Here is a 24,308-nt window from a genome sequence, read left to right as displayed (position 1 = left end):
CGCCCTCGCCGACTAGCTGACCTGGGCCACCGGTGCCGGGCGGTGCTTGATCTCCTCCATGAACGGGAACCGGGCGGTCAGCTCGGCGAACGTCAGGCCGGCCCGCCAGGCGGCGGCCACCTGGGCGACCTGCACCAGGTCCATGACGTCACCGCGGGCGAGAACCTCTCCCGAGACGCGCAGGTCAATCATGAAGTACCGGGCCTGCGAGCCCAGCCCCACGCAGACCACGCCCTCGTCGGAGTGCAGCTCGGCGCAGGTGAACCGGGCCCGCCCCTGCTCCGGCGCGGTCACCCGACCGACGTCGAGCCCGTGGCGGGCAGCGGTTTCGATCAGTGCGGGGGCCAGGCCACCCCGCTCGACCAGATCCGGGTAGAGGCGCACACCCAGCGCCGTCGACGCCTCGCTCATGACTGACTCCCACTTCCTTGTGACAGAGACCAGCAGCGCGCAGGTTACGGGAAAGTTTCCGGCACGCCTCGTCATCCTGTCCCGGGTGGACGCCCCACGGCAATAGGAAGGGTCGATTCGACCGCTATCGAGTAACCCTCGGCCGCGCCGAACTCCTTCGATGGGTCGGCGTCGTCCATCTCGGAGGCATCGAGCATTGCCATGGCGAGGACCGGCGTCGGCGGTCCGCCGCTCACTGGTCCGCATCGGGCGGTAACGGACGGTCGTGATATTGGAAACACTCTTGACAGAAAGACATGATATCGACATGCTTCGCTTTAGAGAGCGCTCTCTACCCTGGTAGACCGCCTCCTCCACCACCCCCAAGCTGAGGAGCCTCCCGTGTTCACAGCCCGGCCCAGCCTCCGCTTCCGCCCCCTCGTACTCCTGGCGGCCGCCCTCGTCGCGACAGCGACGGCGCTCGTCGTCCCGGCGCACCCCGACCGGGCCGAGGCCGCCATCGGCCCCATCAGCTGGCAGGACGAGTTCAACTCCGCCGCCGGCACGCCCGTCGACCAGAACAAGTGGCGGTTCGACACCGGCGGCGGCGGCTGGGGCAACAACGAGCGGCAGTACTACACGAGCAGCACCAGCAACGCCGTCCACGACGGCCAGGGCAACCTGGTCATCACCGCCCGCCGGGACAACCCCGCCAACTACCAGTGCCACTACGGGCGCTGCGAGTACACGTCGGCACGGTTGCTGACGGCGGCCACCTTCACCCAGACGTACGGGCGGTTCGAGGCCCGGATCAAGGTCCCACGTGGTCAGGGCATCTGGCCGGCCTTCTGGATGCTCGGCACCGGCGGCGGGTGGCCCGACGCCGGCGAGATCGACATCATGGAGAACATCGGCCGGGAGCCCAACACCGTCTACGGCACCGTGCACGGGCCCGGCTACTCCGGCGGCGGCGGCATCACGGGCAGCCGCACCCTCGGCGCGCCGCTCGCCGACACCTTTCACACCTACCGGGTGGACTGGGAACCGAACGTCATCACCTGGTACGTCGACGGGGTGCAGTACCACCGGGTCGATCCCGCTCGGCTCGGCGGCAACCGCTGGGTGTTCGACCACCCCTTCTTCATGATTCTCAACGTGGCGGTCGGTGGCAACTGGCCCGGCTACCCGGACGGCTCGACCCAGTTCCCGCAGCAGATGCTCGTCGACTACGTCCGGGTGTCCAGCTACACCTCGGGTGGCGGGGGTGACCCGACTCCCGGCACCAACCGCATCAGGGGTGCGCAGAGCGGTCGCTGCATCGACATCCCCGGTGGCAACCCGGTCGAGGGCGCCAAACTCCAGATCTGGGACTGCAACACCACTGCGGCCCAGAGCTGGACCTTCGCCTCCGACGGGACCATCCGCGCGATGGGCAAGTGCATGGACCCGGCCTGGGCCGGCACCGCCAACGGCACCGAGGTCAACCTGGTCAGTTGCAACGGCAACACCGCGCAACGCTTCACCCTCAACGCCGCCGGCGACCTGGTCAACCTCAACGCCAACAAGTGCGTGGACGTACGGGAGGCCAACCCCAACAATGGTGGCAAGCTGCACCTGTGGGACTGCCTCGGCGCGGCCAACCAGAAGTGGTCTCGCATCTGACGATCCGAGCTCGAAGGCGTGGGCCGTCCGAGGAGACTCGGGCGGCCCACCGCCGTCGGAGGGCTCCCGCTCACCTCGTGGAACCGAATTACCTCGATGGGCGGGGAGGCTCGGCTCATGACCACTATGTTCGGATTAGTCCAGAATCCGGCAGTTCCGGGAGTGAGCTCATGTCGCACCACCTCGATACGCCCCTGGCCGCCCAGGGTGGCCAGTTGTACATCGACGACCTGTACGTCTTCAACGGTGACCGCGCCACAGTCTTCGTCATGGACGTCAACAGCTCGGTGACCAAGGCCGACATCAAGCGCGGCTTCCACGCCGAGGCGCGTTACGAGATCAAGATTCACATCAACGGCACCGAGGTGGAGGACCTCACCTACCGGTTCGCCTTCGGCGAGCCGGACGGCGAGGCCCGGCAGGCCCTCCAGTTGTACGAGCTCACCGGAGCGGACGCCCGCGACGACGCCGCCATGGGCACCCCCATCGCCGAGGGGCGAACCGGCGAGGTGACGACCGGTGGCAACGTCCGGATCTGGGCCGGCCGGATCACCGACCCCTTCTACGTCGACCTCGACGAACTCGCCACCATCAACGGCGCGGTCAAGAGCGGTTCGCCTGTGGACCGCTCCGCGTGGCGGGTCGATCAGGCCAAGAACAGCTTCGCCGGCACCACAGTCGAGTCGATAGTCCTCGAGGTCTCCCACGACGAGCCACTGCTGCGCGACGGCACCGAGATCGGCGTGTGGTGTCGCACCATGCTGGCCACCGACGCCGGCGGATGGCGGCAGATCAACCGCGCCGGCCACCCCATGATGTGGCCGATCTTCTGGCCCCACGACACCGACTTCTCCGACCCCGCGAACTTCCGGCACCCCAGCAACGACCTCACCGAGGGCGGCGAGGAGATCGCGAACGCGGTCGCCGGGGTGGTCAAGGCGAACGGCACCGCACCGGACCCGCAGGCGTACGGCTGGAGCGTCGCCCGGCAGCTCTACCCCGACCTGCTGTCGTACAAGGTCGGCACGGCCGCGAACTTCGGCTTCGCGGTCCGCAACGGACGCACCCTGGCCGACAACGCGCCCGAGGTGATGTTCTCCCTGGTCCTCAACACCGGCACCACGGCCGGCCTCACCTCGGAGGTCACCAAGGCGGCCCGTTCCGCCACGTTCCCGTACGTGGTCGCGGCCTGAATCCGCTCGCGGGGCTCGGCGGCCGGCACGGGCGCCGAGCCCTTGCCGTGCGCGCCCTCCGTGACGGCCGAGCGGGCGTGACGGGCCCCTCCCGCGCACCCGACGCCACTACATCCAGCAACGAACACGATCATCGAACGCCCACCGGGTGATGCTCGCACCATTCGGGCACTTATGGGCGTTTTGCGTAGTTAGTCTTTTAAGTGCTTCCCAGGGTTCTTTAGGACAAAGGAGACTCGATGCGTAGAAAGATTCTCGCGGGCTTGGCCGGCGTCGCCGCCGTCGTCGCGCTCGCCGGACCGGCCGCCGCGGACACGACGGGCGACACGATCGTGACCCTCACCGTCGACGCCGCCGGCGGTCTGTCGATCACGGTGCCAGCGACGGCGAACATCGGGAACGGCGTGGAGGGCACGACGGTCTCCGGTCAGCTCGGCCCGGTCACCGTGCTGGACCAGCGCGGGGCGCTCACCCCCAACTGGACCGCCAACGTCGTCTCCACCGACTTCGTCACCGGCGGTGGCTCCTCCGGGGAGACGATCCCCAACATCAACGTCCAGTACTGGTCCGGCCCCGCCACGGCAACCGCCGGTGGCGGCACCTTCACACCGGGTCAGCCGACCGCCGCCCAGCAGGTGATCATCAACGTTCCCCGCACGGCGATGAGCCACACCGGCGGCACCGGCAACAACTTCGCCACCTGGAACCCGACCCTGGTGGTGGACGTGCCCGTCGGCACCGTCCAGGGTGTCTACACGGGAACGGTGACACATTCGGTGTTCTGAGCCGCTCGGCCGGCTGGTGCTGCTGGCCTCGGTCGCCCTCGTGGCGCTCGGGGTTTCGGCGGCACCAGCCGTTGCCGTGCGGGAGCAGCGACAGGACCCGGCCGAGGAAGCCGCGATCAGCATCCGGATGCTGGACATCCCGGCCAGTCGGGTGCAGGACCCCCGGGCCCAGGTCTACATCGTGGATCACCTGAAGCCCGGGACGACGATCAACCGCCGGGTCGAGGTGCAGAACACCTCCACCGAGACGCAGAAGATCGAGTTCTATTCCGGCGCCGCGTCGGTCGAGAACAACGCCTTCACAGTGCCCCAGGGGCGTACGGGCAACGAACTGAGCGGATGGATCCGGCTGAAGACCGCCACCATGGAACTGGACCCGGGCGAGCGACAACCAGTCGAGGTCGAGCTCGCCGTACCGAGGAAGGCATCCAAGGGCGAGCGGTACGCCGCGATCTGGGCGCAGGTCACCAGCGCGAAGGAACGCACCGGCAACGTCACCCAGATCCACCGGGTGGGCATCCGGGTCTACCTCGACGTCGGTCCGGGTGGTGAGCCGCCGACGGACTTCCGGATCGAAGGGTTGGCCGCCGAGCCGGGCACCGGTGAGTTCCCGGTGGTCACCGCGAAGGTCACCAATACCGGCGAACGCGCGCTGGACATGACCGGCACCCTGTCGCTGACGAAGGCGGCGGTCCAGGCCGGCCCCTTCAAGGTGACAAACGGCGTGACGATCCTGCCCGGCCAGAGCGGTCAGGTGCGGATCGAGGTCAACCAGGCCCTGCCCGCCGGGACCTGGGACGTGCACGCGAAGCTCGCCAGCGGCACCGTGGAGCGCACCGCGACCGGGAAGATCGTCCTCCCCGTGGCGGCGCCGATGACTGTCGCGACGTCCAGCGGGCCGAGTTGGCTGGTCTACACGGTCGGCGGCATCGCCGGGCTGGTGCTGGTCGCCCTTGGTGGCTGGTACCTCGTCCGGCGGCACCGGACCCAGCTGGCCTGACGTTTCCCGACCAGAGACTGCCCGGCCGTTCCCCCCGGAACGGCCGGGCAGCACCGTCTGACCGAGTTGATCATGGACTTGTGGTGGCCGACTTGGGAACAATCAGACTGATTTGTCCCCCACCACAACTCCGTGATCCACGAGGCGGGGCGGCGGGCGAGGGGTGTGGGCGGGAGTTAGATGACCGAGTGCGTCACGACCGCCACGTAGTCGCCGACCACCACCCCGGACGGGAGGGTCACCAACAACGTGGGGTTCCAGGTGGCGGAGTTCGGGCCTCCCGTTTCGCCGGACCACCCGGCGGCCGTACGCGGCGTGTTCAGCACCGCCCCGGGCTGTGGGACGAATGATCCGACCCCGGTGCTGGCAAGGGCGGGCCCGGAGGCGTAGGTGATGTTGCTGTTGGGGATGGTCTCGCCACCCGAGCCGGAGCCGGTGGTGAAGCTGGTGCTGGAGACGACGCTGACCCAGTTACCGGAGAACGGTCCACGATCGTCGGTGACGGTCACCGGGCCGAGTCGGCCCGAGACGCCTGTCGTGCCCGAGGTGACGGTGCCGAGCGCCGAGATCGCCGGGACGCTGATGGAGAGCCCACCGAGCGGGGTGATGACCAGGTCGACCGGGCGGCTCGCGGACTGGTCGAACGAGTCGGTCACCCGGACGGTGAACGGGAACGTCCCGGACACTGTGGGAGTGCCGGAGAGCAGGCCGGTGACCGGGTCGAGGGTCAGCCCGGCCGGCAGGCTCCCAGCGCTGACCGACCAGGTGAACGGGGCGGTGCCGCCGGTCACTGTGAGCTGGTACTGGTACGGCTCGTACGCCTTGCCGGGTGGGGGCGGTGGGAAGGTCAGCGTCGGCGACGCGTTCACGGTCACCGACCCGGAGGGGGCCGACTGCGGGCCGGTGCCGCCGGCGTTCGTCGCGGCCACCCGGAAGGTGTACGTGGCGCCGGCGGTCAGCCCGGTGACGATCTGGGTCGTGGCGGTTCCGCTGAAGACCCGAGGTGTCTGCGCCACCCCGCCGAGATACGGCGTCACTGTGTAACCGGTGATCGGCGATCCGCCGTTGGCCGGGGCCGTCCAGCTCACAGCGGCGGCGTTGGTTCCGGGGGTGGCCGCTGTGTTCGTCGGCGCTCCCGGGAGTGTGTAGGGGACCACCGCCGCCGAGGGCGGACTGGCCGCGCCGGTCCCGAACGCGTTCACCGCCGCCACCCGGAAGGTGTACGACGAGCCCGCGGTCAGCCCGGTCAGGGTGCGGCTGGTGGTGGAGGCGTCGAAGGTGAGTGTTGGTTGGGTGACGCCGTCCCGGATCGGGGTGATCAGGTAGCTGGTGATCGGGCTGCCGTTGTTCGCCGGCGCGGTCCAGCTCACTGTGGCGCTGGTGACGCCCGCGACAGCCGTGGGCGCTGTCGGTGTGCCCGGTGTGGACGCGTAGACGTAGTTCGCCGATCCGGCGGAGCCCCGGGTGACGACGCTGACGGTGACCGTCGCCGGGCTGGACCGGGCGGGCATGGCGGAGATGGCGAGGGTGCCGTCGGGGTTCACAGTGAAACAGCCGGCGGCCGGGCCGGAGGTGCACGGCACCAGCAGCACCGACGTGCCGGCCTGCTGCTCGGCGGCCGTACCGATGGTGATCGCTGTCGCTCCGGTGAGGTTGCTGCCGCCGACGGTCACCGGGATGCCCCCGGAGATCGAGCTCTGGGCCGGGGTGACTGTGACGCCGCTGGGTGCGGTGGCCGGCGCGATCGGTGTGGTGCTGGTGGCCAGGCCCGGGTTCGCGTCGATCGACGACGAGGTCGCCACCGTCGCGGTCTGGATCTGCGTCGGTGTCACGCCGGTGTCGGTGACGGTCGCGACGACGGTGATGGGCGGCAGGGAGGTGCCGCCGGCGAACGGGCCGTTGCTGTTGGTGCAGGTGACGGTCTGTCCGGACGGTGCGGCGCAGACCCAGCCCGAGCCGTACGCGGCGCGTGGGACGACACCGGCGGGCACGGTCTGGGTGACCGAGATGGGTGACGTCTCGGTGGCGCCGGCATCGACCCCGGCGGTGATCGCGTAGGTGACCGGGTCACCGGGCTGCGGGGTGGCGCCGACCGCGCTGGTCTGCGTGACGTTCAGGTCCGGTACCGGGTTGAAGCTGACCGCCCGAGCGTCGTCGACCTCGTGGAAGTCGGTGACCGAGCCGGTCGAACCCACCCAGCCGAAGGCTAGTTGCCGGGGGTAACCGCTGGCGTTCAGCCAGGTAGGCGACGGGTAGAGGCCGGACGCCACGACCGGGAGGCTGCCGGCAAGCGTTCGTGCCGTTCCCCCGACCGGGGTGAACCTGATCCGGTACTGGCCGGCGGGAGTGGTGATTCCGGAGTCGGTGGTGAACGGCGAGGCGGTGGTGTTGATGACCACCTCGACCGGCACCACTGACGCGGCCCGGGTGGCGGCCCGCAGCGCGAGTGCCGCCGAGGATGTGGTGGTGGCGGTGCTGTTGATCGCGCAGTAACCGACAGCGTTGCGGCCCGGCCCCCGGACCACGACCTGGCCGGGGACCCGGCCGTTCGTGGTCGAGATGTACGGCGGGTTCGTACAGCCGGTCCCCTGGTAGGTGCTGTTGCTGAAGTTGCCGAAGACGTCCAGCCCGATGCCGAGGTAGCCGTTGGAGAGGCCCGCCGACACTCCGTTGAACGCCGCCGAGTAGCCCAGCGAGCCGCCCGGCTGGCCGAGGGTGGACGGGGGTCTCGGGTTGGCCGGGTCGACGGCGGCCAGGACGAAGGCGAGGCCGTCCGCCCCGGGGTTGATGCCGCCGTACTGGTAGGTGTTGAAGGTGACGTGCAACCCCTGCGAGGTAGGCACGCTCACTGCGCCGAACACTCCACCCTGGCGGGTGATGGCGGCGGGGGTGAGGCGCAGCTTGCCGGAGCCCTGCGGGTCGGTGGAGGTGGTGCAACTGAGCAGCGGGCTGATCGTGGAGTTGCCCGCCGCGCTCAGGCAGGCGGCGTTGGTGGCGAGGAGACCGGGCACTGCTGGCACCGCCACCGCGCCGACGCCATTCGCGGTGTTGTTGTGGAAGGGTTGGTCGAACAGCACCGAGCCGGCCGCCGAGGCCGGGAGCGGCGCTACCGCGAGAACTCCCACTGTCACGGCTACCGCCAGCGTTGCGATTCTGCTCGGACGACGCCGGCCCCGAAACGACATGCCCACCCCCAGCTTTCACTCCAGTCCCGAGCCGGACTATATCCGCCAAAACCACCCAAATTTCTCGTACGGGGATAAAGACGACTGGGGTGCTCGAGCGCGCAAAAGCGGACCGACCCCCTCGGTCACGCCGGGGAGGTCGGTCCGCTGAGACTGGAAGCTGTCAGCCCTCGATGTCCCGAGGGTCGCGGCTGCGGGGGTAGGTGTCCTTCTCCCCGATAGTGCCGTCCTGCTTCTTGATCACGTGTTCGACGCCGCGGTCGGCCGCCATCTCGCGGCCCTGGGCCTGCGCGTCGGCCTTCACGTCATGCGTGCTGCTGGCGCGCTCCTGGCCCTCCGGCTTGTTCTTCCACTGCCCGTCCTCGTGGTACGTGTCGACGTCACCCTTGGCCATGGCCGGCTCCCTCCCTGCGTCTGCACTGTCCCCCCAATCAGTGCCCCGAGCCGGGCCGGGCAAACCGCCGTCCTCAGGAGACGGCGGGGCAGTTGTTGCTCACCCGCCGCAGGATCTGCTCGCGTTCGTCGGTGGTGATGCCCGACGGCGTGCCGTCGAAGTGAGTCTCGACCTTGTCCCAGCCGCGGCGCTGCTCGTAGTGCAGGTGCGGGGCCCCGGAGTTCCCGGTGCTGCCGAGCCGCCCGATCTGGTCACCCTGGGCGACCTCCTGACCGACGGTGACCAGCGGTGGTTCGAGCATGTGCAGGTACTGCGTCTCCCACTTGCCGCCGTGGTCGATCTTCACCCAGTAGCCGCCGCCGCGCCCACGTGGACCCTCCGGGTTCTCCGGGGTCCGACCACCCAGCGAACCGTTGATGCCCGCCACAGTGACAGTGCCGGCGTACGAGGCGAGCACCGGCCGCCCCCACGTCTCACCCTCGACCGGGAAGAAGTCGACGTCGTAGTCGTCGTGACCGGGGTAGGTGCTGAGCTGCCACGTCTCGCCGCAGGTCACCGGCATCTGGAAGAGCGGGCGCGGCCCGGCCGGTCGCAGCATCGGCACCGCCACCACCGCGACACCCAGGACGGCCGCCGCCGCGACGAGCGCGAGCAGGACGCGGATGGCGCGGCTTCGAGGGCGGCGGTGGGAGCGGGATCTGGTGGGGCGACCGGTCGTCACCGGCCCGAGCATGGCAGATCCCGGCAACATCCCCGCTCCGAGGGCGCACCCCCACAGCCTTGACATTGCAGTCGCATCGCAAACGAGATACCGTCAGATGCAATGCAGTCGTATTGCAACGAGAGTGGGCTCCCATGCACGTGATCGCGTTGTCCGAGGTGACCGCCGCCATGACCGCCCTGGTCGGCGGTAAGGCGGCCGGGCTGGGCGAGCTGATCAGGCACGGCGAGCGGGTCCCCGACGGTTTCTGCGTCACCACCGAGGCACACCGGCTCGGCGTCGTGCCCACTGCCGAGGTCGTCGCCGCGTACCAGCGACTCGGCGCGGGCCCGGTGGCGGTGCGCTCCAGCTCGACCGCCGAGGACCTGCCGGACGCGAGCTTCGCCGGGCAGCAGGACACCGTCCTCAACGTCACCGGCACCGCCGAGCTGATCGCCGCCATCGAGAAATGCTGGGCATCGCTGCACGGTGACCGCGCGACCGCCTACCGCGACGCCCGCGGCATCGATCACCAGACGGTGCGAATGGCCGTCGTCGTGCAGCGCATGGTCACACCCGCGGTGGCGGGAGTGCTGTTCACAGCGAACCCGCTGACCGGGCGCCGCGACGAGATGGCCGTCGACGCCGCTGCCGGCCTCGGCACGACAGTGGTGGACGGCGCCGCCGCCGTCGACCACTACGTCCTCGACGACGTCGCGCGCACCGAGGCCGGTTGCCTGACGTCCGCGCAGCTGGCCCGCCTCCGCGCCACCGGCGAGCGGTTGCAGGCCCACTTCGGCGGCCCGCAGGATGTGGAGTGGGCGATCGACACGGACGACGTGCTGTGGCTCCTCCAGTCCCGGCCGATCACCAGCCTGTTCCCCGCCCCGCCGCTCAGCGAGAAGCCCCTCCCCCGCGTCTACCTGGAGTTCGGGCACGTTCAGGGCATGCTCCAACCGGTCACTCCGATGGGCATGTCGACACTGCGGACGCAGATCGCCGCGATGCTCGCCGCGCTCGGGGTACGGGTCGAGATCGTCGACATCGGTGGCCGCCTCTACGGTGACCTGACCGACCTCGCGCGCGACCGGTCGTCCCGCAAGCGACTGGTGAAGCTCCTGGCCGTCGACTTCGGGCCGCGCGCCCAGGCGGTGATGCAGCACGTGCTGGCGGATCCCCGGTTCGCCCCGACCAGCGGCGGCCCCCGGCGCGGTGGGGCACCGGGAGCCGCGTCGCTGCGGACGGCCCGCCGCGCGGTGGTGGGGATCCTGCGGGCGCTGGCCCGTCCCGAGGCCGCGCGGACCCGGATGTTCGAGGCGATCGAGCAGCTGAGGGTGAGCTCGGCAGCCCCCGCCGATCTGCGTACCACCGCCGACCGGCTGCGCTTCGTGCAGGCGCAGGACGACGACGCCGACGACAGCGCCGACGCGATCATGTGGCCGATCGTCGCCGGGATGCTCGCCGCCGCCCTGCCGACCGCGCTGCTCAAGGGCATCGCCGGCCCGGACGAGATCCACACTGTGCTCGGCGGCATGCCGCACAACGTCACCATCGAGATGGACCTGGCCCTGTGGCGGCTCGCCCAGGGCGTGGGCGACCACCGCCAGCTTCTCCTCGACACCCCGCCGGCCGAGTTGGCCGCACGCCACCTGCACGGGACGCTGCCCGACATCGGCATGGCGGCCTTCCTGGACACCTACGGGCACCGGGGCGTCGCCGAAGTCGACCTCGGAGTGCCGCGCTGGGCGGAGGACCCCACACCGGTCTTCGCCGCGGTCGTCAACTACCTGCGGGTGACCGATCCGCAACAGGGTCCCGACCAGCGCTTCCAGCGGGCTGCCTCAGCGGCGGAGACAGCGCTGGAGGAATTGGTCACCCGAGCTCGGCGTCGGCGGCCGGTGCGGGGCAGGATCGCCGGTTTCCTGTTGCGCCGGGCGCGGTCGTTGGCCGGCCTGCGCGAGGCCGGCAAGTTCGCCGGGCTGTACCCGCTGGGCGAGACCCGTCGCCAACTGCTGCTCATCGGCGCCGACCTGCACGCCCGCGGGTTGCTGGACCAGCCCGACGACATCATGTTCCTGACCCTCGACGAGGTGCACACGGTCGTACACCAGGGTGTTGATCTGCGCGGCACCGTGACCGCCCGACGGGCCGTGCACGGCCGGGAGCTGCGGCGTCGGACGGTACCGGTGGCACTGCTCTCCGACGGTACGGATGTCGAGACCGTCCTGCCGGCGGCATCGACCGGCGACGGGACGCTCACTGGAGTGGGTGCGTCGGCGGGCCGGGTGACCGGCCCCGCCCGGGTGGTGCGCGACCCGAGCACCGCCCACGTCGAGCCCGGCGAAGTCCTGGTGGCCGCGACCACGGACCCGGGCTGGACCCCGCTGTTCCTCACCGCGTCGGCGCTCGTCACCGAGACCGGCGCGATCATGGCGCACGGCCCGACGGTGGCCCGTGAGTACGGCATTCCCGCCGTCATCTGCGTGCCGGACGCCACCCGGACCATCACCACCGGGCAGCTCGTCACGGTGGATGGCGGCGCCGGCACCGTCACGCTGCACCGACCCTCGGCCTCCGAGCGAGAAGGACGACAATGACCGACACGAAGACACCGACCAGGGCGCGGGTGGGCCCGCTGCTGCGGCGGGCGGCCGAGGCCGAGGCCGCGACGTGGCGCAGCCTGTACGTGTGGGCGCGGCGTCGTCCACTGCCGCTGGGGCCCGGCGACGAGCCGTTCGGCTACCTCGGGGTGGTCAGGCCGATCCTGGGCATCTTCATCGGCCTCTCGGTCGTGGAGATCCCGATCTTCGACGTGGTGGTCACCCACGTGGTGCCGTGGCGGCCCGCCCGCTGGATCGTGTTGGGCCTCGGCATCTGGGGTCTGCTCTGGATGATCGGCCTGTTCGCCAGCATGACGATCCACCCCCACGTCGTGGGTGACCGGGGCCTGCGGGTGCGGCTCAGCTGGGGCATCGACGTCTGGATCCCGTGGACCGAGGTCGAGGCGCTGCGCAAGCGCTACCGTTCGCTGCCGTCGAGCAAATCGGTGCAGGTCGAGCAGGAGGGCGACCGGCGGGTGGTGTCCATCTCGGTCGGCAGCCAGACCAGCATCGACGTCCTGCTGCGCCGGCCGCTGACCTTCGACCTGCCGAAGACCGGGTCCACGCCGGTCAGCGAGCTGCGACTGTACGCCGACGACCCGGACGGCCTGCTGCGCAGCGCGCGGGGCACTCCGGTGAGCCAGACCGTCAGCCGGTGACCGCCGCGCTGGCGGAGTCTCCGGGCCACCCACTGTGAAACGATCGAGGCCATGCCCAAGAAGGTCGATCACCAGGAGCGACGCACCCTCATCGCGGACGCGCTGATGCGGGTCGCCGCGGATCAGGGCCTGGAGGCCGTCAGCCTCCGACACGTGGCCGCCGAGGCCGGTGTGTCCGCCGGGATGGTCCAGCACTACTTCCGGACCAAGGACGAGATGATGGCGTTCGCGTTGAGCGTGGTGCGTGAGCGCAGCCAACTCCGGGTCACCGAGGCGGTGGCGCGGCTGGGCGAGAACCCCTCGCCTCGGCTGCTGCTGCGCACGATGCTCGCCGCGCTGCTGCCGCTCGACGAAGCCGCCCGCGACAACGGGCGGGTGGCGCTCGCGTTCCTCGCCTACACGGCGGTGCGACCGTCGGCCGCGCCCAGCCTGCACGAGGACACCGCGCAGTTCACCGGGTTCATCGCCAGCGTCCTGCCCGACCGCCACCGCGCCGCCGCCGCGGCCGGCCTGCTGGCGCTGATGGAAGGGCTCGGCGTCTACCTGCTGGGCGGGCAGTACACCGCCGAGCAGGCGCTGGGCGCGCTGGACGCCCACCTCGACCTGCTCTTCGACTGATCCCGTCGTAGCTGGCCGTTGGCCCCCGAACGAGGGGCGGCACCGACCAGGATGAGCGGATGAGCCGCGTCCACCGGGCCCGGCCGGTGCTGGTCGAGGAGGCACACCGGGCCACCACCTTCGAGATCTTCTTCGACCTGGTCCTGGTCTTCGCGCTGACGCGGCTCATCGGTTTCATGGCGGAGTCGCTGGGACCGCTCACCCTCTACCAGGGCCTGCTGCTCCTGCTCTGGTTCTGGTACGCGTGGAGCTGCTACGCCTGGCTGGGTAACCAGGTCCGCGCGGACAACGGCCCCGTGCTGGCCGGAATGCTCGCGGCGATGGCCGCCATCTTCGTGGCCGCCCTGGTGATCCCGGAGGCATGGCAGCGCCACGACGGCGCGTTGAGCCCGCCGCTCACACTGGCCATCGCCTACATCGTGGTCCGCGGGGTGCACCTCGCTCTGATGACCTACGCCTCGTCCGGCAACCCGCAGTACCGCCGGCAGACAGTGCGCTTCGCCGTGTCCACCACACTCGCCTGGGTTCCGCTCCTGGTGGGAGCCGTCCTCGGCGGGACCGCGCAGACAGTGCTGTGGACAGTGGCGTTCCTCGTCGACTACGGCGGCGGCCGGATCGCCACCGCCGCCAGCTTCGGCGAGGTCCGCAGCGGCGCCCACTTCGCCGAACGCCACGGTCTGGTGCTGATCATCGTGCTCGGTGAGTCCCTGCTGTCGGCCGGGGCCGGCGTGGGCCTGGCCATGATCGCCTGGCCGATGCTGGTGGCCGCGGTGTTCGGCTTCGCCGCGACCGTGTGCCTGTGGTGGCTCTACTTCGTGGGCGTCGCCCCGGAGGCCGCGAAGGTGCTGACCTCGGCCTCGCCGCGTACCCGACGCCGCCAGCAGTTGGCGTCGGACGCTTACACGCTGGCGCACCTGCCGCTGGTCGCCGGGGTCGTCTACTTCGCCCTGGGCATCCACCTGATCCTCGCAAGCCTGACGGATCAGCCTCGGCACCCCGCCGGGGAGCCGATGGGATGGCCGGCGACGACAGTGCTCTACGGCGGTGCCGCGCTCTACCTCATCGGTCGTCTGCTGTTCCTCCGGCTGACCGTCGGCGGCTCGCCGGGCCATCTCGTCGCGATCGGCGTCGTCCTCCTGCTGCTGCCGGTGTCCCGGATCCTGCCCGCGCTGGCCGCCCTCGGCCTGCTGACTGCCATCCTCACCGCCCTGGTCCTGTACGAGCGGCTGCCCCGGGCCGTCTGACCCCTCCCATGTCAGACGACCCGGGTCGACGTGTTCAGCTCGCCCTGGTGCCCCGCGCCTTCAGTCGGCGCAGCTCGTCGGCGGACATCAGCCAGGTGGAGTTCGTCGTGCCCAGGCCGAGGAGCACCTGGTCGAAGGTGTTGCCGTCGTTGTCGTCGGTGTAGCAGACGCTCACCTCGCCCCAGGGCGACGCGGCGACCGCGAAGTGCTCCTGGCGGCCCGTCGTGGTCTGGCTCAGCGCCTGGGCCGCCAGCCGGCCGGTGGACGTGCCGTCCGGGTTGAGGCCCCGCGCCCAGACGTCCGGATTGGCGCCGGACACCGTCCAGCCCACCACCACGTTGTCCTGGTCGTCGATGCCGACAGCGGGAGCGGTGGCGCCGGCGCCGGTGGAGACCGGAACCTCGTCGTGCCGGGCCGCGCCCGCGGCGGTGAACGATCGGGCCCAGACACCCCGGGTGCCGGTGTGGTCGGATTCCCACCCGACCGTGAAGCCACCGGCGAAGTTCGCCGCCACCGAGGCGCGCTGCTGCTGCCCGCCGCTCTGCGCGTTGGCCGTCCGCCGCGACAGCGCCACGGCACCGTTGGACCGGGCCAGCCGGGTCAGCCCGATGTTGTACGAGCCGTTCGCGTCGGCGTCCTCGTCCCAGACCACCAGCGCCTCGCCGGAGGCGGACACCGCGACGTCGGGACGGTGGTGCGCGCCAGTCGTCTGCGAGGCCGTCACCTCGTACGCCTTGGTGGTGGCGGTGGTGAAGCCGGCGGCCTTGACGGTGGCGGGAGCGGTGCCCTGCACGTCCTCCCAGACCACTGTGAAGCCGACGGCGGCGGCGTTGGTGGGCGCGCCGTCCGGGTCGACCGACACCTTCGGCCAGATCTGCTGCCCGGCGTCGCTGGCGTTGGCCTGCCCCGAGCCGAGCACCGCGCCGGTGGGTGACACCACCCGGTACTGGATGTTGAAGACGCCGTTGCCGTCACCGTCGGCGGCCCAGACCACCACGGCGTTGCCCCGGTCGTCGAGCCCGACGTCGGGGCTGAGGTGCCGCCAGGCGGCCCCGCTGGTTCCCCCGGTGGAGAGCTTCAACTCGTACGCGGGGGTGCCGTCGCGGAACAGCCGCAGGTAGGTCTCGCTGTGGGTGTCGTCCTCCGGTGCGGTGCTGTCCCGGTCGTCCTCCCAGACCACTGCGACGTGGCCGTTGCGGTTCATGGCGATGGACGGCAGGTCCTGGTCGCCCGTGGCGACGCTGTTCGCTGTGGTCCAGGTGACCGCCTCGGCGGTCATCGCGGTCGGGCCGAGAACCACGCTCGGGACCAGCAGGGACGCGGTGAACAGTGCGGTGATCGCTGTCATGGTGGCTCTCTCCCTTACCCGGCCTGCAGGCCGGGCTGGCCGTCGAGGATGACGAACGAACGCACCGTGGACGCCGCCGCGCCGTGCTCGGTCACGGAGTTCACAGCGCGGAAGTCCGCGCGGACCTGGCTGCGGCTGATCGTGGTACGGACGTAGCCGCGCCGGTCCGAGTAGAACTTCAGGTGCGGGTTGGCCGCCGCGTTCGGGACCGTGGTGCTGCCACTGCCGTTGCCGGTCGAGCTGATCGAGGTGCAGACCAGCTCGGTGCCGACGGTGGCCGAGGAGGGGTTGGCGTAGTCGGCCTTGAGGTCGTTGGCCCACGACCGGTGCACGTCGCCGGTGAGCACCAGCGGGTTGCGCACCCCACGCTGCTGCCAACCGTTCTGGATGCGGCTGCGGGAGGCCCGGTAGCCGTCCCACGCGTCCATGCTCGCCGCCCCGTTCGCGTCGAGCTGCTGGGCGAAGAAGACCTGCTGGCCGAGGATGTCCCAGGTGCCGTAGCGCTGGGCCAGCCCGTCGAGCAGCCACGCCTCCTGGGTGGCGCCGGTCAGCGACCGGGAGGCCAGGTCCGCGTCGGCGCAGACCTTCCAACCATCGCCGCAGGCCTGGTCGTCGCGGAACTGGCGGGTGTCGAGCATGTGGAAGGTGGCGAGTTGTCCCCACCGGACCCGTCGGTACAGCGGGATGCTGTTGCCGATGGCGGCGGACGCCGGTCGCAGCGGCATGTTCTCGTAGTAGGCCCGGTACGCGGCGGTGCGCCGCGCGGTCCACTGGGCGGCGGTCAGCGTCGGGCTGCTGTCGTTGCGGACCATGTTGGCGTAGTTGTTCTCCACCTCGTGGTCGTCCGGGACCACCAGCCAGGGTGCCGCCGCGTGGGCCGCCTGCAGGTCGGGGTCGGACTTGTACAGCGCGTACCGGCGGCGATAGTCGGCCAGCGAGACGATCTCGGAGCCGACGTGCTGCCGCACAGTGGAGCTGCCGACGCCGCCCTCGTAGATGTAGTCACCGAGGTGCAGGATCAGGCCGGGGTTGTCCTCGGCCATCCTCCGGTACGCCGTGTAGTAGCCGGCCTCGTAGTGGGCGCAGGAAGCGAAGGCCATCACCAGGTCACGGCCGAAGGCGCTGGGCGCCGGGGCGGTCCGGGTCCGCCCGACCGGCGAGATCTGGCCCTGGGCCCGGAACCGGTAGTAGTAGTCGGAGTCGGCGGCGAGCCCGCCCGCGATGGCGTGCACGGAGTGCGCGTCGGCGTACCGGGCGACCACCGAGCCGGAGGCGACCAGCGAGGTGAACCGGTCGGTGGTGGACACCTGCCACTCCACTGTCACGTCGGCGTTGGCCATGCCGCCCTGCCCGTCGGCATTGAGCGGGGAGGGTGCCAGCCGGGTCCAGAGGACCACGCTGTCGGGAGCCGGATCACCGGAAGCGACACCAAGTTTGAAGGGGTACGGCACCGCGGCGCGGGCACCCTGGCGGGGTGTCACAGCGACTCCGGCGGTCACCAGTCCACCGAGGACGAAGATGCGACGGCTCAGCCTTTTCATGGTCAACAGCCTCGGGAACGTCGATGAACGGCAATGACTGCGGGGCGGAATCCGACATGACGGAATGCTGTCCACGCCAAGGCGTTCAGGTGTCCGGACCGCCGGGGGCGGGGATCGGACCGTCAGGTGAGCGGGGAGGGCGACTCCGCGCCGGGGATCACCAGCGTCGGCGTGCCGGACCCGTCCGCCGGAACGCTCCAGACGTCGGGCTGGCCGTCGTCCCGACGCAGCGCGTAGGCCAGTCTTCCGTCGTCCAGCCACGCGGCCTGGTCATCGACGCTACGGACCTCGGCGGTCGGGGTGACCCGCATGCTCGACAGGTCCAGGACCGACAGCCGCCAGCCCTTCGCCGGATCGGCGTCGACCGCCTCCTTGAACGCGAGCCGGGCGCCGTCCGGTGACAGCGACGGGCACTCGACGTTCTCCTTCAGCGTCTCGACAGTACGAGCCGCGAGGTCGCCCCGGACGAGGTACCGCCTACCACCGGTCGCCATCGTCGCGTAGAAGCTGTTGTCGTCGGCGGTGAAGGTGACGCCCCAGTAGTTGACGTCCGCGTTGCGATAGCCCCGGCCGTTCCGGGTGATCGCGAACTCTTCGAGCGAGGCCACAGTGGTGCCGGTACGGGTGTCGAGGATCCCGGTGCGGGTGGAGAAGCCACTGGAGGTGTACGAGTCGCCACCGACGAACGTCGTCCAGGAGACCATCCGGCCGGACGCCGAGACCCGGGCCCGGTTCGGCAGCCCTGGCACACTGACCGCCTTCGTCTGGCGCAGCGTCGCGTCGAGCACGACAACCTGGTACGACCACGCGGTCTCCGGCTTCAGACAGACCCCGGTGCCGGCCGCCGCGTACACCCGGAGGCACTCCAGGCCGGCGACGGTGCGCGGCCCGGCCGGGTCGGTCGCGGCGACCGTGGAGACGTGCCGGTCGGTGATCGCCAGCAGGCGGGGCCCGGGTGCCAGGGTGACCGCCTGCTCGCCGCTGGCGGGTGGCGGCGTCCGGGGAGCCTGCGCGGCAGTGGCGGCGTAGCCGGCCGCCACCGCGCCCAACAGCACGGCCGAGGCGACCACCACGCCGAGCTTCCCTCGGGTCGACATCGCGGTCATCGGGGCACCTTCCGGGTGGTGAGTCGGGACGGGGAGGCCAGCAGGAGCAGCGTGCCGACCAGGACGCCGGCGACGGCCACGGCCGCCACGCGAATCGCGTTCTCCGGCCCCCACGCCTGCCAGGCCAAACCGAACAGCACTGAGGAGACGAGGTACGCGAGGGCCTGCCCGGTCTGCACCAACGCGATTCCGGTGGTCCGCAGGCGCGCCGGCAGCACCGGACCGGCGAGCGCGATGAGCACGCCGTCGGTGGCCGCGTAGAAGGCCCCGTACAGAGTCAGCGCCAAGGCGATCAGCGGCCAACCGTCGACCGGGCCGGCCAGCAGCAGGTACGTCGCACCGAGGGCGGTGTAGCCGCCGATCACCACGGGCAGGCGACCGATCCGGTCGGCGAGTACGCCGAGCGGAGCGGCGAGCAGTAGGTACGCCAGGCTGGTCCCCACCGCGAGCAGCGGGAACCAGCGCAGGCCAAGGTCCATCCGGCGTTGCAGCAGCAGGTAGACGAAGCCGTCGCCGATGGTGGCCAGCCCGAGCATCGCGGCGGCCAGCACCAGCCGCCGGGCCGGGCCGTCGCGCAGCAGCCCGAACGCCTCGCGGACGGAGACCTTCGGGTCGTTGGTCTCGTCCGCCGTCTCGCCGTTCGCCGTCTCGCCGTCCGCCGTCTCGCCGGGCGGGTGCTCCCGGACGAAGAGCACGAGCACCACGACGGCCAGGGCCGCGATGCAGAAGCTGGTGACGAAGACCGCGTCGTACGACTGCCCGACGACCAGCAGGACCGCGAACGCGGCGAGCGGCCCGAGGAACGCGCCGACGCTGTCCATCGCCCGGTGCACCCCGAACGCCCGACCCAGCGCCTCGGGTGGCGTGGAGAGCGTGATCAGCGCGTCGCGCGGCGCGCTGCGAACACCCTTGCCGAGCCGGTCGACGGCGATGACGGCGCCGATCGCCGGGATCGAGCGACCGGCGAGCAGCAGGCCGAGCTTCGCGACCGCCGACAGCGCGTAGCCGATGCCGGCGATCAGCTTGCGCCGCCGGAACCGGTCGGCGGCGAAACCACCGACGACCCGCAGCAGTGCTGTGGCGCCGGTGTGGACGCCGTCCAGCACACCGAAGGCCACCGGGCTGAGGTGAAGGCCCAGCACCAGATAGAGCGGAAGGACCGCGGCCACCATCTCGGCCGACACGTCGGTGATCAGACTGACAGTGCCGAGCGCGACGACGTTGCCGCTGACCATCGCGAGCCGACGGCGTCGGGGCCCCGACCCGGGTTCCTCGGCGACCGGTCGGGAGACCGTCGACAGGTACACGAGCATCTCCTCTGATCGACAGTCGACGGGCAGCCATCGTCCGTACTCAGTGGAGAGGGCACAACGGACCGCGGGTGGCATCCGGGCGAGGGTCGGGTGAACGGGCTGACAACACCGAGGTGTTCGCCTGCCGGGACGCACTGTTCATCCGCCCGTCGCCCGCCGGCTCATCGACCTTCCTACATTCCTTGCGCTTCTCCCACGAGGTAAGGAGTCCTGGATGGACATTCGATTCCCCCGTCCGTCGCTGACGCTGGGGGTGGTCACGGTGATCGTCGCCGCGACCGCCGCCGTCGTCGTGACCGGCGCTGGCGCGGCGTCGGCGGCGAGCGTGACCTTCACGCCGGTCGCCGACACCTACGTCCAGAGCGACACGGCTGCCACCAACTACGGCACGTCCACGCAGGTGGTGGTCGACAACTCGCCAGCGCGGCGCTCGTTCCTGCGCTTCACGGTGAGCGGTGTGAGCGGCACGGTGACCGGCGCCAAGCTGCGACTGCGCACGATCAGCGGCAACAGCGGCAGCGACGCCGGTGGCACGTTCCGCCGGATGTCCAACACCACCTGGTCGGAGACCGGCACCACCTGGAACAACCAGCCGACCATCGACGGGGCCACGCTCGGCACGATCGGCGCGGTCAGCGGCAACAGCTGGTACGAGGTCGACGTCACGGCCGCCGTCACCGGCAACGGCACGTACAGCTTCGGTGCCACCTCGACCAGCGGTGACGGCGCCTACTACGACACCCGAGAGAGTGGCGCTGACGCTCCGCAGCTGGTGGTCACCACCGGGAGCACCACGCCGCCTCCGTCGGGCGACCCGGTGTTCGTCGGTGCAGGGGACATCGCCGACTCGGGCTCCGGCGACAGCGCCACCGCGACGCTGCTCGACAGCATCCCGGGAACTGTCTTCACCACCGGCGACAACGTCTACGACAGCGGGACGGCGTCGCAGTTCAACAGCTACTACGAGCCCACCTGGGGTCGGCACAAGTCCCGCACCCGCCCGTCGCCGGGCAACCACGACTACAACACGTCGGGCGCGACCGGCTACTACAACTACTTCGGTACGTCGGCCGGCCCGAGCGGTCGCGGCTACTACTCGTTCGACCTCGGCAACTGGCACGTCGTGTCGCTGAACTCGAACATCAGCATGTCGGCCGGATCGACGCAGGAGCAGTGGCTGCGCGCGGACCTGGCCGCCAGCAGCAAGCCGTGCACCATCGCGTACTGGCACCACCCGCTGTTCACGTCCAGCTCCAACCACGCGCCGTCGACGTCGACGCGTCCGCTGTACCAGGCCCTCTACGACTACAACGCAGACGTCGTGGTCTGGGGGCACAACCACGTGTACGAGCGGTTCGCCCCGATGAACCCGGCCGGTGGCGCCGATTCCAGCCGGGGTCTGCGCAGCTTCGTCGCGGGGATGGGCGGCGCCGGCCACTACGGCTTCGGCACCATCCAGCCCAACAGCGAGGCGCGTAACAGCTCAGCCTGGGGCGTCCTGAAGTTCACACTGCACTCCAACAGCTACGACTGGCAGTTCGTGCCAGTAGCCGGCCAAACCTACGCAGACACCGGCACCAACACCTGCCACTGACGGACGCGTGCCCCCTGTCCGCGAGGCGGGCAGGGGGCACGTGCGTACCGGCCGAGCGTCAGCGGGCGGTGCCGGCGCGACGCTTGTTGTAGACGTCGAAGGCGACCGCCACGAGCAGGACGAGACCCTTCACCACCGACTGGGTCGACTGGTCGATGCCCATCAGCTGCATGCCGTTGCTCATCACCGCCATGATCAGACCACCGACCATCGCGCCCACCACCGTGCCGACGCCACCGGTGACCGCCGCGCCGCCGATGAAGGCCGCGGCGATCGCGTCCAACTCGAACATGTTGCCGGCGGCGGGCTGGGCGCCGTTCGACCGCGACGAGTAGATGACGCCGGCCACCGCCGCCAGGAAGCCCATGTTCACGAACATCCAGAAGTTGACGGTGCGGACCTTCACCCCGGACAGCGCCGCCGCCGACAGGTTGCCGCCGATGGCGTAGACCTGGCGACCGAAGACGGTACGCCGGGTGAGCAGGCCATAGACCAGCACCAGGACCGCCAGGATGATCAGCACGATCGGCAGCCCTCGGGCGTGCGCCAGCTGCCAGGCGAAGTACATGAGGACCGCGCCAACCAGCACGACCCGGGCGACGAACAGCGGGAACGACTCGACGGGCTGCTGGTAGCGGATCCGCGCCACCCGGGTGCGGAAGCCACTGACCGCGTAGCCGGCCACGGCGACAGCGCCGATCAGCAACGTGAAGGCGTCGAAGCCCTGCCCACCGAGCAGGCCGTTGAGGAAGCCCGCCGCGACCTGCTGGTACTCGGACGGGAACGGCGACAGCGAGATGTTGTCGAGCACCCGCAGGGTCAGACCCCGGAACAGCAGCATGCCGGCCAGGGTCACGATGAACGCCGGAATGCCGGCGTACGCCACCCAGAACCCGTGCCACGCGCCGACCGCGACGCCGACGACCAGCGCGGCCACGACGCCGATCCACCAGGGGTGACCCTGCTGGATCACCAGGACGGCGGAGACCGCTCCGGTGAGCGCGACGACCGATCCGACCGACAGGTCGATGTGCCCGCCGATGATCAGGATGACCATCCCGATCGCGAGGACCAGGATGTACGAGTACTGGAGGACGATGTTGGTGATGTTGCCGGGGCTCAGCAACACCCCGTCGGTCAGGACCGCGAAGAGCGCGACGATGACGACCAGGGCGACGTAGATCCCGCTCTGCCGCAGGTTGTTCAACACCAGCGCCCGAAGGTCGCTCGTCCCGCTGTGCAGGGCGGCGGTGGGCGTGCTGTCCGGGGGCGTGGGGCGCTCCGTCGAAGGGGTCTTGATGCTGGTCATCCGACGAGCTCCTTGTCCTTGGTCATCAGCTCCATGAGGCTCTCCTGAGTCGCCTCGGCCACCGGCATCTCGCCGGTGATCCGGCCGGCGGCGAGGGTGTAGATGCGGTCGCACATGCCGAGCAGCTCCGGCAGCTCGGAGGAGATGACGATCACCGCCTTACCGGCGGCCACCAGGCGGTTGATGATCGTGTAGATCTCGTACTTGGCGCCGACGTCGATCCCGCGGGTGGGCTCGTCGAGGATCAGCACGTCCGGGTCGGTGAACAGCCACTTCGACAGCACGACCTTCTGCTGGTTGCCGCCGGAGAGCTTGCCGACCACCGCCATGACGCTCGGCGTGCGGATGTTCATCTCCTTGCGGCTGGCCTCGGCAACCTTGATCTCCTCGTTGCCGTTCACCCAGCCCAGGCGGGACAGCCGGTCCAACGCGGCGGCGGACACGTTGCGCCGCACGTCGTCGATGAGGTTGAGGCCGTAGCGCTTGCGGTCCTCGGTGACGTAGGCGATGCCGTTGTCGATCGCCTCGGCGACGGTGCGCGCCTGCACCTCCCGCCCGTGGACGAAGAGTCGGCCCCGGATGTCGCGCCCGTAGGACCGACCGAACACGCTCATGGCCAGCTCGGTCCGCCCGGCCCCCATGAGGCCCGCGATGCCGACGACCTCACCGGCGCGTACGGACAGCCCGACGCCCTCGACGACCATCCGGTCCTGGACCGGGTGCCGCACCGTCCAGTCCTCGATGCGCAGGACCTCGTCACCGGGGGACGACTCGCGGTCGGGGTAGAAGCTGTCCAGGTCGCGCCCGACCATGCCCCGGATGATCCGCTGCTGGGTCACCTCGTCGGACCTCATGTCGAGGGTCTCCACGGCGCGCCCGTCGCGGATGACTGTGGTCGAGTCGGCGATGGCGGTGATCTCGTTGAGCTTGTGCGAGATCATGATGCAGGTGATGCCCTGCTCCTTGAGGGCCCGCAACAGGTCGAGCAGGTGCGCCGAGTCGATGTCGTTGAGCGCGGCGGTGGGCTCGTCCAGGATGAGCAGGCGCACCTTCTTCGACAGCGCCTTGGCGATCTCCACGAGCTGCTGCTTGCCGACGCCGAGCTGGATGACCGGGGTGACCGGGTTCTCGTGCAGCCCGACGGACGCCAGCAGCTTCGCCGCTTCGGCGTTGGCGAAGTTCCAGTCGATGAGCCCGCTGCGGCCGCGCCGCTCGTTGCCGAGGAAGATGTTCTCCGCGATCGACAGGTACGGCACCAGGGCGAGCTCCTGGTGGATGATGACGATGCCGTTGGCCTCGCTGTCGCGGATGCCACGGAACTGCATCGGCTTGCCGTCGAAGAGGATCTCGCCGTCGTACGAGCCGGACGGGTAGACGCCGGACAGCACCTTCATCAGGGTGGACTTGCCGGCGCCGTTCTCACCACAGATGGCGTGGATCTCCCCGCGGCGCACTGCGAGGGTGACGTCCTCCAGCGCGGTCACGCCGGGGAAGGTCTTGGTGATGCGACGCATCTCGAGGATGGTGTCGTCCATTGTCACTGTCCTCCGTCAGGTCTGGACGGGTACACGCCCAGGCGTCGGGCCCGGCGGCGCAACCTCAACAGTGACCTGGCTCGCACCGACCCCTTCGCGGAGATCACCGGTGGTCGGCCCGCCAAGACCGTC

19 protein-coding genes are annotated in these 24,308 nt (G+C 70.3%); 9 read left to right on the top strand and 10 right to left on the bottom strand.

Annotated features, from left to right (window positions below):
* Nucleotides 1-12: 12 nt before the first annotated feature.
* Nucleotides 13-411, bottom strand: a complete 399-nt coding sequence (locus AB0C20_RS16195; RefSeq protein WP_112585399.1) for a hypothetical protein — start codon at nucleotides 409-411, stop codon at nucleotides 13-15.
* Between the two features lie 381 nt (nucleotides 412-792).
* Between AB0C20_RS16195 and AB0C20_RS16190 the strand changes: the two genes are divergently transcribed.
* The 4 genes from AB0C20_RS16190 to AB0C20_RS16175 all read left to right on the top strand — a co-directional run bounded on the left by AB0C20_RS16190 (nucleotide 793) and on the right by AB0C20_RS16175 (nucleotide 5,030).
* Entirely contained in the window at nucleotides 793-2,052 is a 1,260-nt protein-coding gene (locus tag AB0C20_RS16190) for a family 16 glycosylhydrolase (protein WP_357568276.1), read from the top strand.
* A gap of 170 nt (nucleotides 2,053-2,222) precedes the next feature.
* Entirely contained in the window at nucleotides 2,223-3,245 is a 1,023-nt protein-coding gene (locus AB0C20_RS16185; RefSeq protein WP_357182032.1) for a DUF4331 family protein, read from the top strand.
* Between the two features lie 239 nt (nucleotides 3,246-3,484).
* A complete protein-coding gene (locus AB0C20_RS16180; RefSeq protein WP_357182029.1) occupies nucleotides 3,485-4,030 on the top strand; it encodes a hypothetical protein in 546 nt (181 codons plus the stop codon).
* Between the two features lie 76 nt (nucleotides 4,031-4,106).
* On the top strand, nucleotides 4,107-5,030 hold the full coding sequence (locus AB0C20_RS16175) for a hypothetical protein (protein WP_357182026.1): 924 nt from the start codon (nucleotides 4,107-4,109) through the stop codon (nucleotides 5,028-5,030).
* Nucleotides 5,031-5,206: 176 nt separating this feature from the next.
* Here AB0C20_RS16175 and AB0C20_RS16170 read toward each other — a convergent pair whose 3' ends face one another.
* The 3 genes from AB0C20_RS16170 to AB0C20_RS16160 all read right to left on the bottom strand — a co-directional run bounded on the left by AB0C20_RS16170 (nucleotide 5,207) and on the right by AB0C20_RS16160 (nucleotide 9,342).
* Entirely contained in the window at nucleotides 5,207-8,161 is a 2,955-nt protein-coding gene (locus AB0C20_RS16170) for a fibronectin type III domain-containing protein (protein ID WP_357568275.1), read from the bottom strand.
* A gap of 217 nt (nucleotides 8,162-8,378) precedes the next feature.
* On the bottom strand, nucleotides 8,379-8,609 hold the full coding sequence (locus tag AB0C20_RS16165) for a DUF2188 domain-containing protein (RefSeq protein ID WP_357568274.1): 231 nt from the start codon (nucleotides 8,607-8,609) through the stop codon (nucleotides 8,379-8,381).
* A 73-nt stretch (nucleotides 8,610-8,682) separates the two neighbouring features.
* Nucleotides 8,683-9,342, bottom strand: a complete 660-nt coding sequence (locus AB0C20_RS16160) for a M23 family metallopeptidase (RefSeq protein WP_357568280.1) — start codon at nucleotides 9,340-9,342, stop codon at nucleotides 8,683-8,685.
* Between the two features lie 122 nt (nucleotides 9,343-9,464).
* Here AB0C20_RS16160 and AB0C20_RS16155 point away from each other — a divergent pair, with 122 nt between their 5' ends.
* Genes AB0C20_RS16155 through AB0C20_RS16140 form a run of 4 tightly spaced genes read left to right on the top strand, consistent with a single transcriptional unit; the run spans nucleotide 9,465 to nucleotide 14,430 of the window.
* Entirely contained in the window at nucleotides 9,465-11,906 is a 2,442-nt protein-coding gene (locus AB0C20_RS16155) for a PEP/pyruvate-binding domain-containing protein (RefSeq protein WP_357568273.1), read from the top strand.
* A complete protein-coding gene (locus AB0C20_RS16150; RefSeq protein ID WP_357182013.1) occupies nucleotides 11,903-12,568 on the top strand; it encodes a hypothetical protein in 666 nt (221 codons plus the stop codon). The genes AB0C20_RS16155 and AB0C20_RS16150 overlap by 4 nt, the downstream gene beginning before the upstream one ends.
* A gap of 51 nt (nucleotides 12,569-12,619) precedes the next feature.
* On the top strand, nucleotides 12,620-13,186 hold the full coding sequence (locus AB0C20_RS16145; RefSeq protein WP_357182009.1) for a TetR family transcriptional regulator C-terminal domain-containing protein: 567 nt from the start codon (nucleotides 12,620-12,622) through the stop codon (nucleotides 13,184-13,186).
* Between the two features lie 59 nt (nucleotides 13,187-13,245).
* Entirely contained in the window at nucleotides 13,246-14,430 is a 1,185-nt protein-coding gene (locus AB0C20_RS16140; protein ID WP_357182006.1) for a low temperature requirement protein A, read from the top strand.
* A gap of 34 nt (nucleotides 14,431-14,464) precedes the next feature.
* Here AB0C20_RS16140 and AB0C20_RS16135 read toward each other — a convergent pair whose 3' ends face one another.
* From AB0C20_RS16135 to AB0C20_RS16120, 4 genes are all read right to left on the bottom strand, one after another.
* A complete protein-coding gene (locus tag AB0C20_RS16135; protein WP_357568272.1) occupies nucleotides 14,465-15,778 on the bottom strand; it encodes a hypothetical protein in 1,314 nt (437 codons plus the stop codon).
* Nucleotides 15,779-15,792: 14 nt separating this feature from the next.
* Nucleotides 15,793-17,319, bottom strand: a complete 1,527-nt coding sequence (locus tag AB0C20_RS16130; protein WP_357568271.1) for an alkaline phosphatase D family protein — start codon at nucleotides 17,317-17,319, stop codon at nucleotides 15,793-15,795.
* A 122-nt stretch (nucleotides 17,320-17,441) separates the two neighbouring features.
* Nucleotides 17,442-18,425 carry a hypothetical protein gene (locus AB0C20_RS16125; RefSeq protein WP_357181996.1) on the bottom strand — a complete coding sequence of 328 codons (984 nt, stop codon included), beginning with the start codon at nucleotides 18,423-18,425 and terminating at the stop codon, nucleotides 17,442-17,444.
* Nucleotides 18,422-19,732, bottom strand: coding sequence for an MFS transporter (locus AB0C20_RS16120; RefSeq protein WP_357181993.1), 1,311 nt, complete (start codon nucleotides 19,730-19,732; stop codon nucleotides 18,422-18,424). Before AB0C20_RS16120 ends, AB0C20_RS16125 begins: the two co-directional genes overlap by 4 nt.
* Nucleotides 19,733-19,952: 220 nt before the next feature.
* Between AB0C20_RS16120 and AB0C20_RS16115 the strand changes: the two genes are divergently transcribed.
* Nucleotides 19,953-21,332 carry a DNRLRE domain-containing protein gene (locus AB0C20_RS16115; RefSeq protein ID WP_357568270.1) on the top strand — a complete coding sequence of 460 codons (1,380 nt, stop codon included), beginning with the start codon at nucleotides 19,953-19,955 and terminating at the stop codon, nucleotides 21,330-21,332.
* A gap of 58 nt (nucleotides 21,333-21,390) precedes the next feature.
* Here the strand turns inward: AB0C20_RS16115 and mmsB are convergent, their stop codons facing one another.
* Nucleotides 21,391-22,641 carry a multiple monosaccharide ABC transporter permease gene (gene mmsB, locus AB0C20_RS16110; RefSeq protein ID WP_238686374.1) on the bottom strand — a complete coding sequence of 417 codons (1,251 nt, stop codon included), beginning with the start codon at nucleotides 22,639-22,641 and terminating at the stop codon, nucleotides 21,391-21,393.
* The gene (gene mmsA, locus AB0C20_RS16105; protein WP_112585361.1) at nucleotides 22,638-24,176 is read right to left on the bottom strand and encodes a multiple monosaccharide ABC transporter ATP-binding protein; all 1,539 of its coding nucleotides are present in this window, start codon (nucleotides 24,174-24,176) and stop codon (nucleotides 22,638-22,640) included. Before mmsA ends, mmsB begins: the two co-directional genes overlap by 4 nt.
* Between the last annotated feature and the right edge of the window lie 132 nt (nucleotides 24,177-24,308).

The sequence above is a fragment of the Micromonospora sp. NPDC048843 genome (assembly GCF_040649965.1).
GTDB classification, from domain to species: domain Bacteria; phylum Actinomycetota; class Actinomycetes; order Mycobacteriales; family Micromonosporaceae; genus Micromonospora; species Micromonospora hortensis.
The sequence above is the reverse complement of the archived record's forward strand: the minus strand, read 5'-3'. Positions and strand labels throughout refer to the sequence as shown.

What these genes read in the sequence shown, in the direction of transcription:
- AB0C20_RS16195 (WP_112585399.1), bottom strand. Translation starts at nt 411, where the DNA reads ATGAGCGAGGCGTCGACGGCGCTGGGTGTGCGCCTCTACCCGGATCTG.
- AB0C20_RS16185 (WP_357182032.1), top strand. Translation starts at nt 2,223, where the DNA reads ATGTCGCACCACCTCGATACGCCCCTGGCCGCCCAGGGTGGCCAGTTG.
- AB0C20_RS16180 (WP_357182029.1), top strand. Translation starts at nt 3,485, where the DNA reads ATGCGTAGAAAGATTCTCGCGGGCTTGGCCGGCGTCGCCGCCGTCGTC.
- AB0C20_RS16165 (WP_357568274.1), bottom strand. Translation starts at nt 8,609, where the DNA reads ATGGCCAAGGGTGACGTCGACACGTACCACGAGGACGGGCAGTGGAAG.
- AB0C20_RS16160 (WP_357568280.1), bottom strand. Translation starts at nt 9,342, where the DNA reads ATGCTCGGGCCGGTGACGACCGGTCGCCCCACCAGATCCCGCTCCCAC.
- AB0C20_RS16155 (WP_357568273.1), top strand. Translation starts at nt 9,465, where the DNA reads ATGCACGTGATCGCGTTGTCCGAGGTGACCGCCGCCATGACCGCCCTG.
- AB0C20_RS16150 (WP_357182013.1), top strand. Translation starts at nt 11,903, where the DNA reads ATGACCGACACGAAGACACCGACCAGGGCGCGGGTGGGCCCGCTGCTG.
- AB0C20_RS16145 (WP_357182009.1), top strand. Translation starts at nt 12,620, where the DNA reads ATGCCCAAGAAGGTCGATCACCAGGAGCGACGCACCCTCATCGCGGAC.
- AB0C20_RS16140 (WP_357182006.1), top strand. Translation starts at nt 13,246, where the DNA reads ATGAGCCGCGTCCACCGGGCCCGGCCGGTGCTGGTCGAGGAGGCACAC.
- AB0C20_RS16135 (WP_357568272.1), bottom strand. Translation starts at nt 15,778, where the DNA reads ATGACAGCGATCACCGCACTGTTCACCGCGTCCCTGCTGGTCCCGAGC.
- AB0C20_RS16130 (WP_357568271.1), bottom strand. Translation starts at nt 17,319, where the DNA reads ATGAAAAGGCTGAGCCGTCGCATCTTCGTCCTCGGTGGACTGGTGACC.
- AB0C20_RS16125 (WP_357181996.1), bottom strand. Translation starts at nt 18,425, where the DNA reads ATGACCGCGATGTCGACCCGAGGGAAGCTCGGCGTGGTGGTCGCCTCG.
- AB0C20_RS16115 (WP_357568270.1), top strand. Translation starts at nt 19,953, where the DNA reads ATGGACATTCGATTCCCCCGTCCGTCGCTGACGCTGGGGGTGGTCACG.
- mmsB (WP_238686374.1), bottom strand. Translation starts at nt 22,641, where the DNA reads ATGACCAGCATCAAGACCCCTTCGACGGAGCGCCCCACGCCCCCGGAC.
- mmsA (WP_112585361.1), bottom strand. Translation starts at nt 24,176, where the DNA reads ATGGACGACACCATCCTCGAGATGCGTCGCATCACCAAGACCTTCCCC.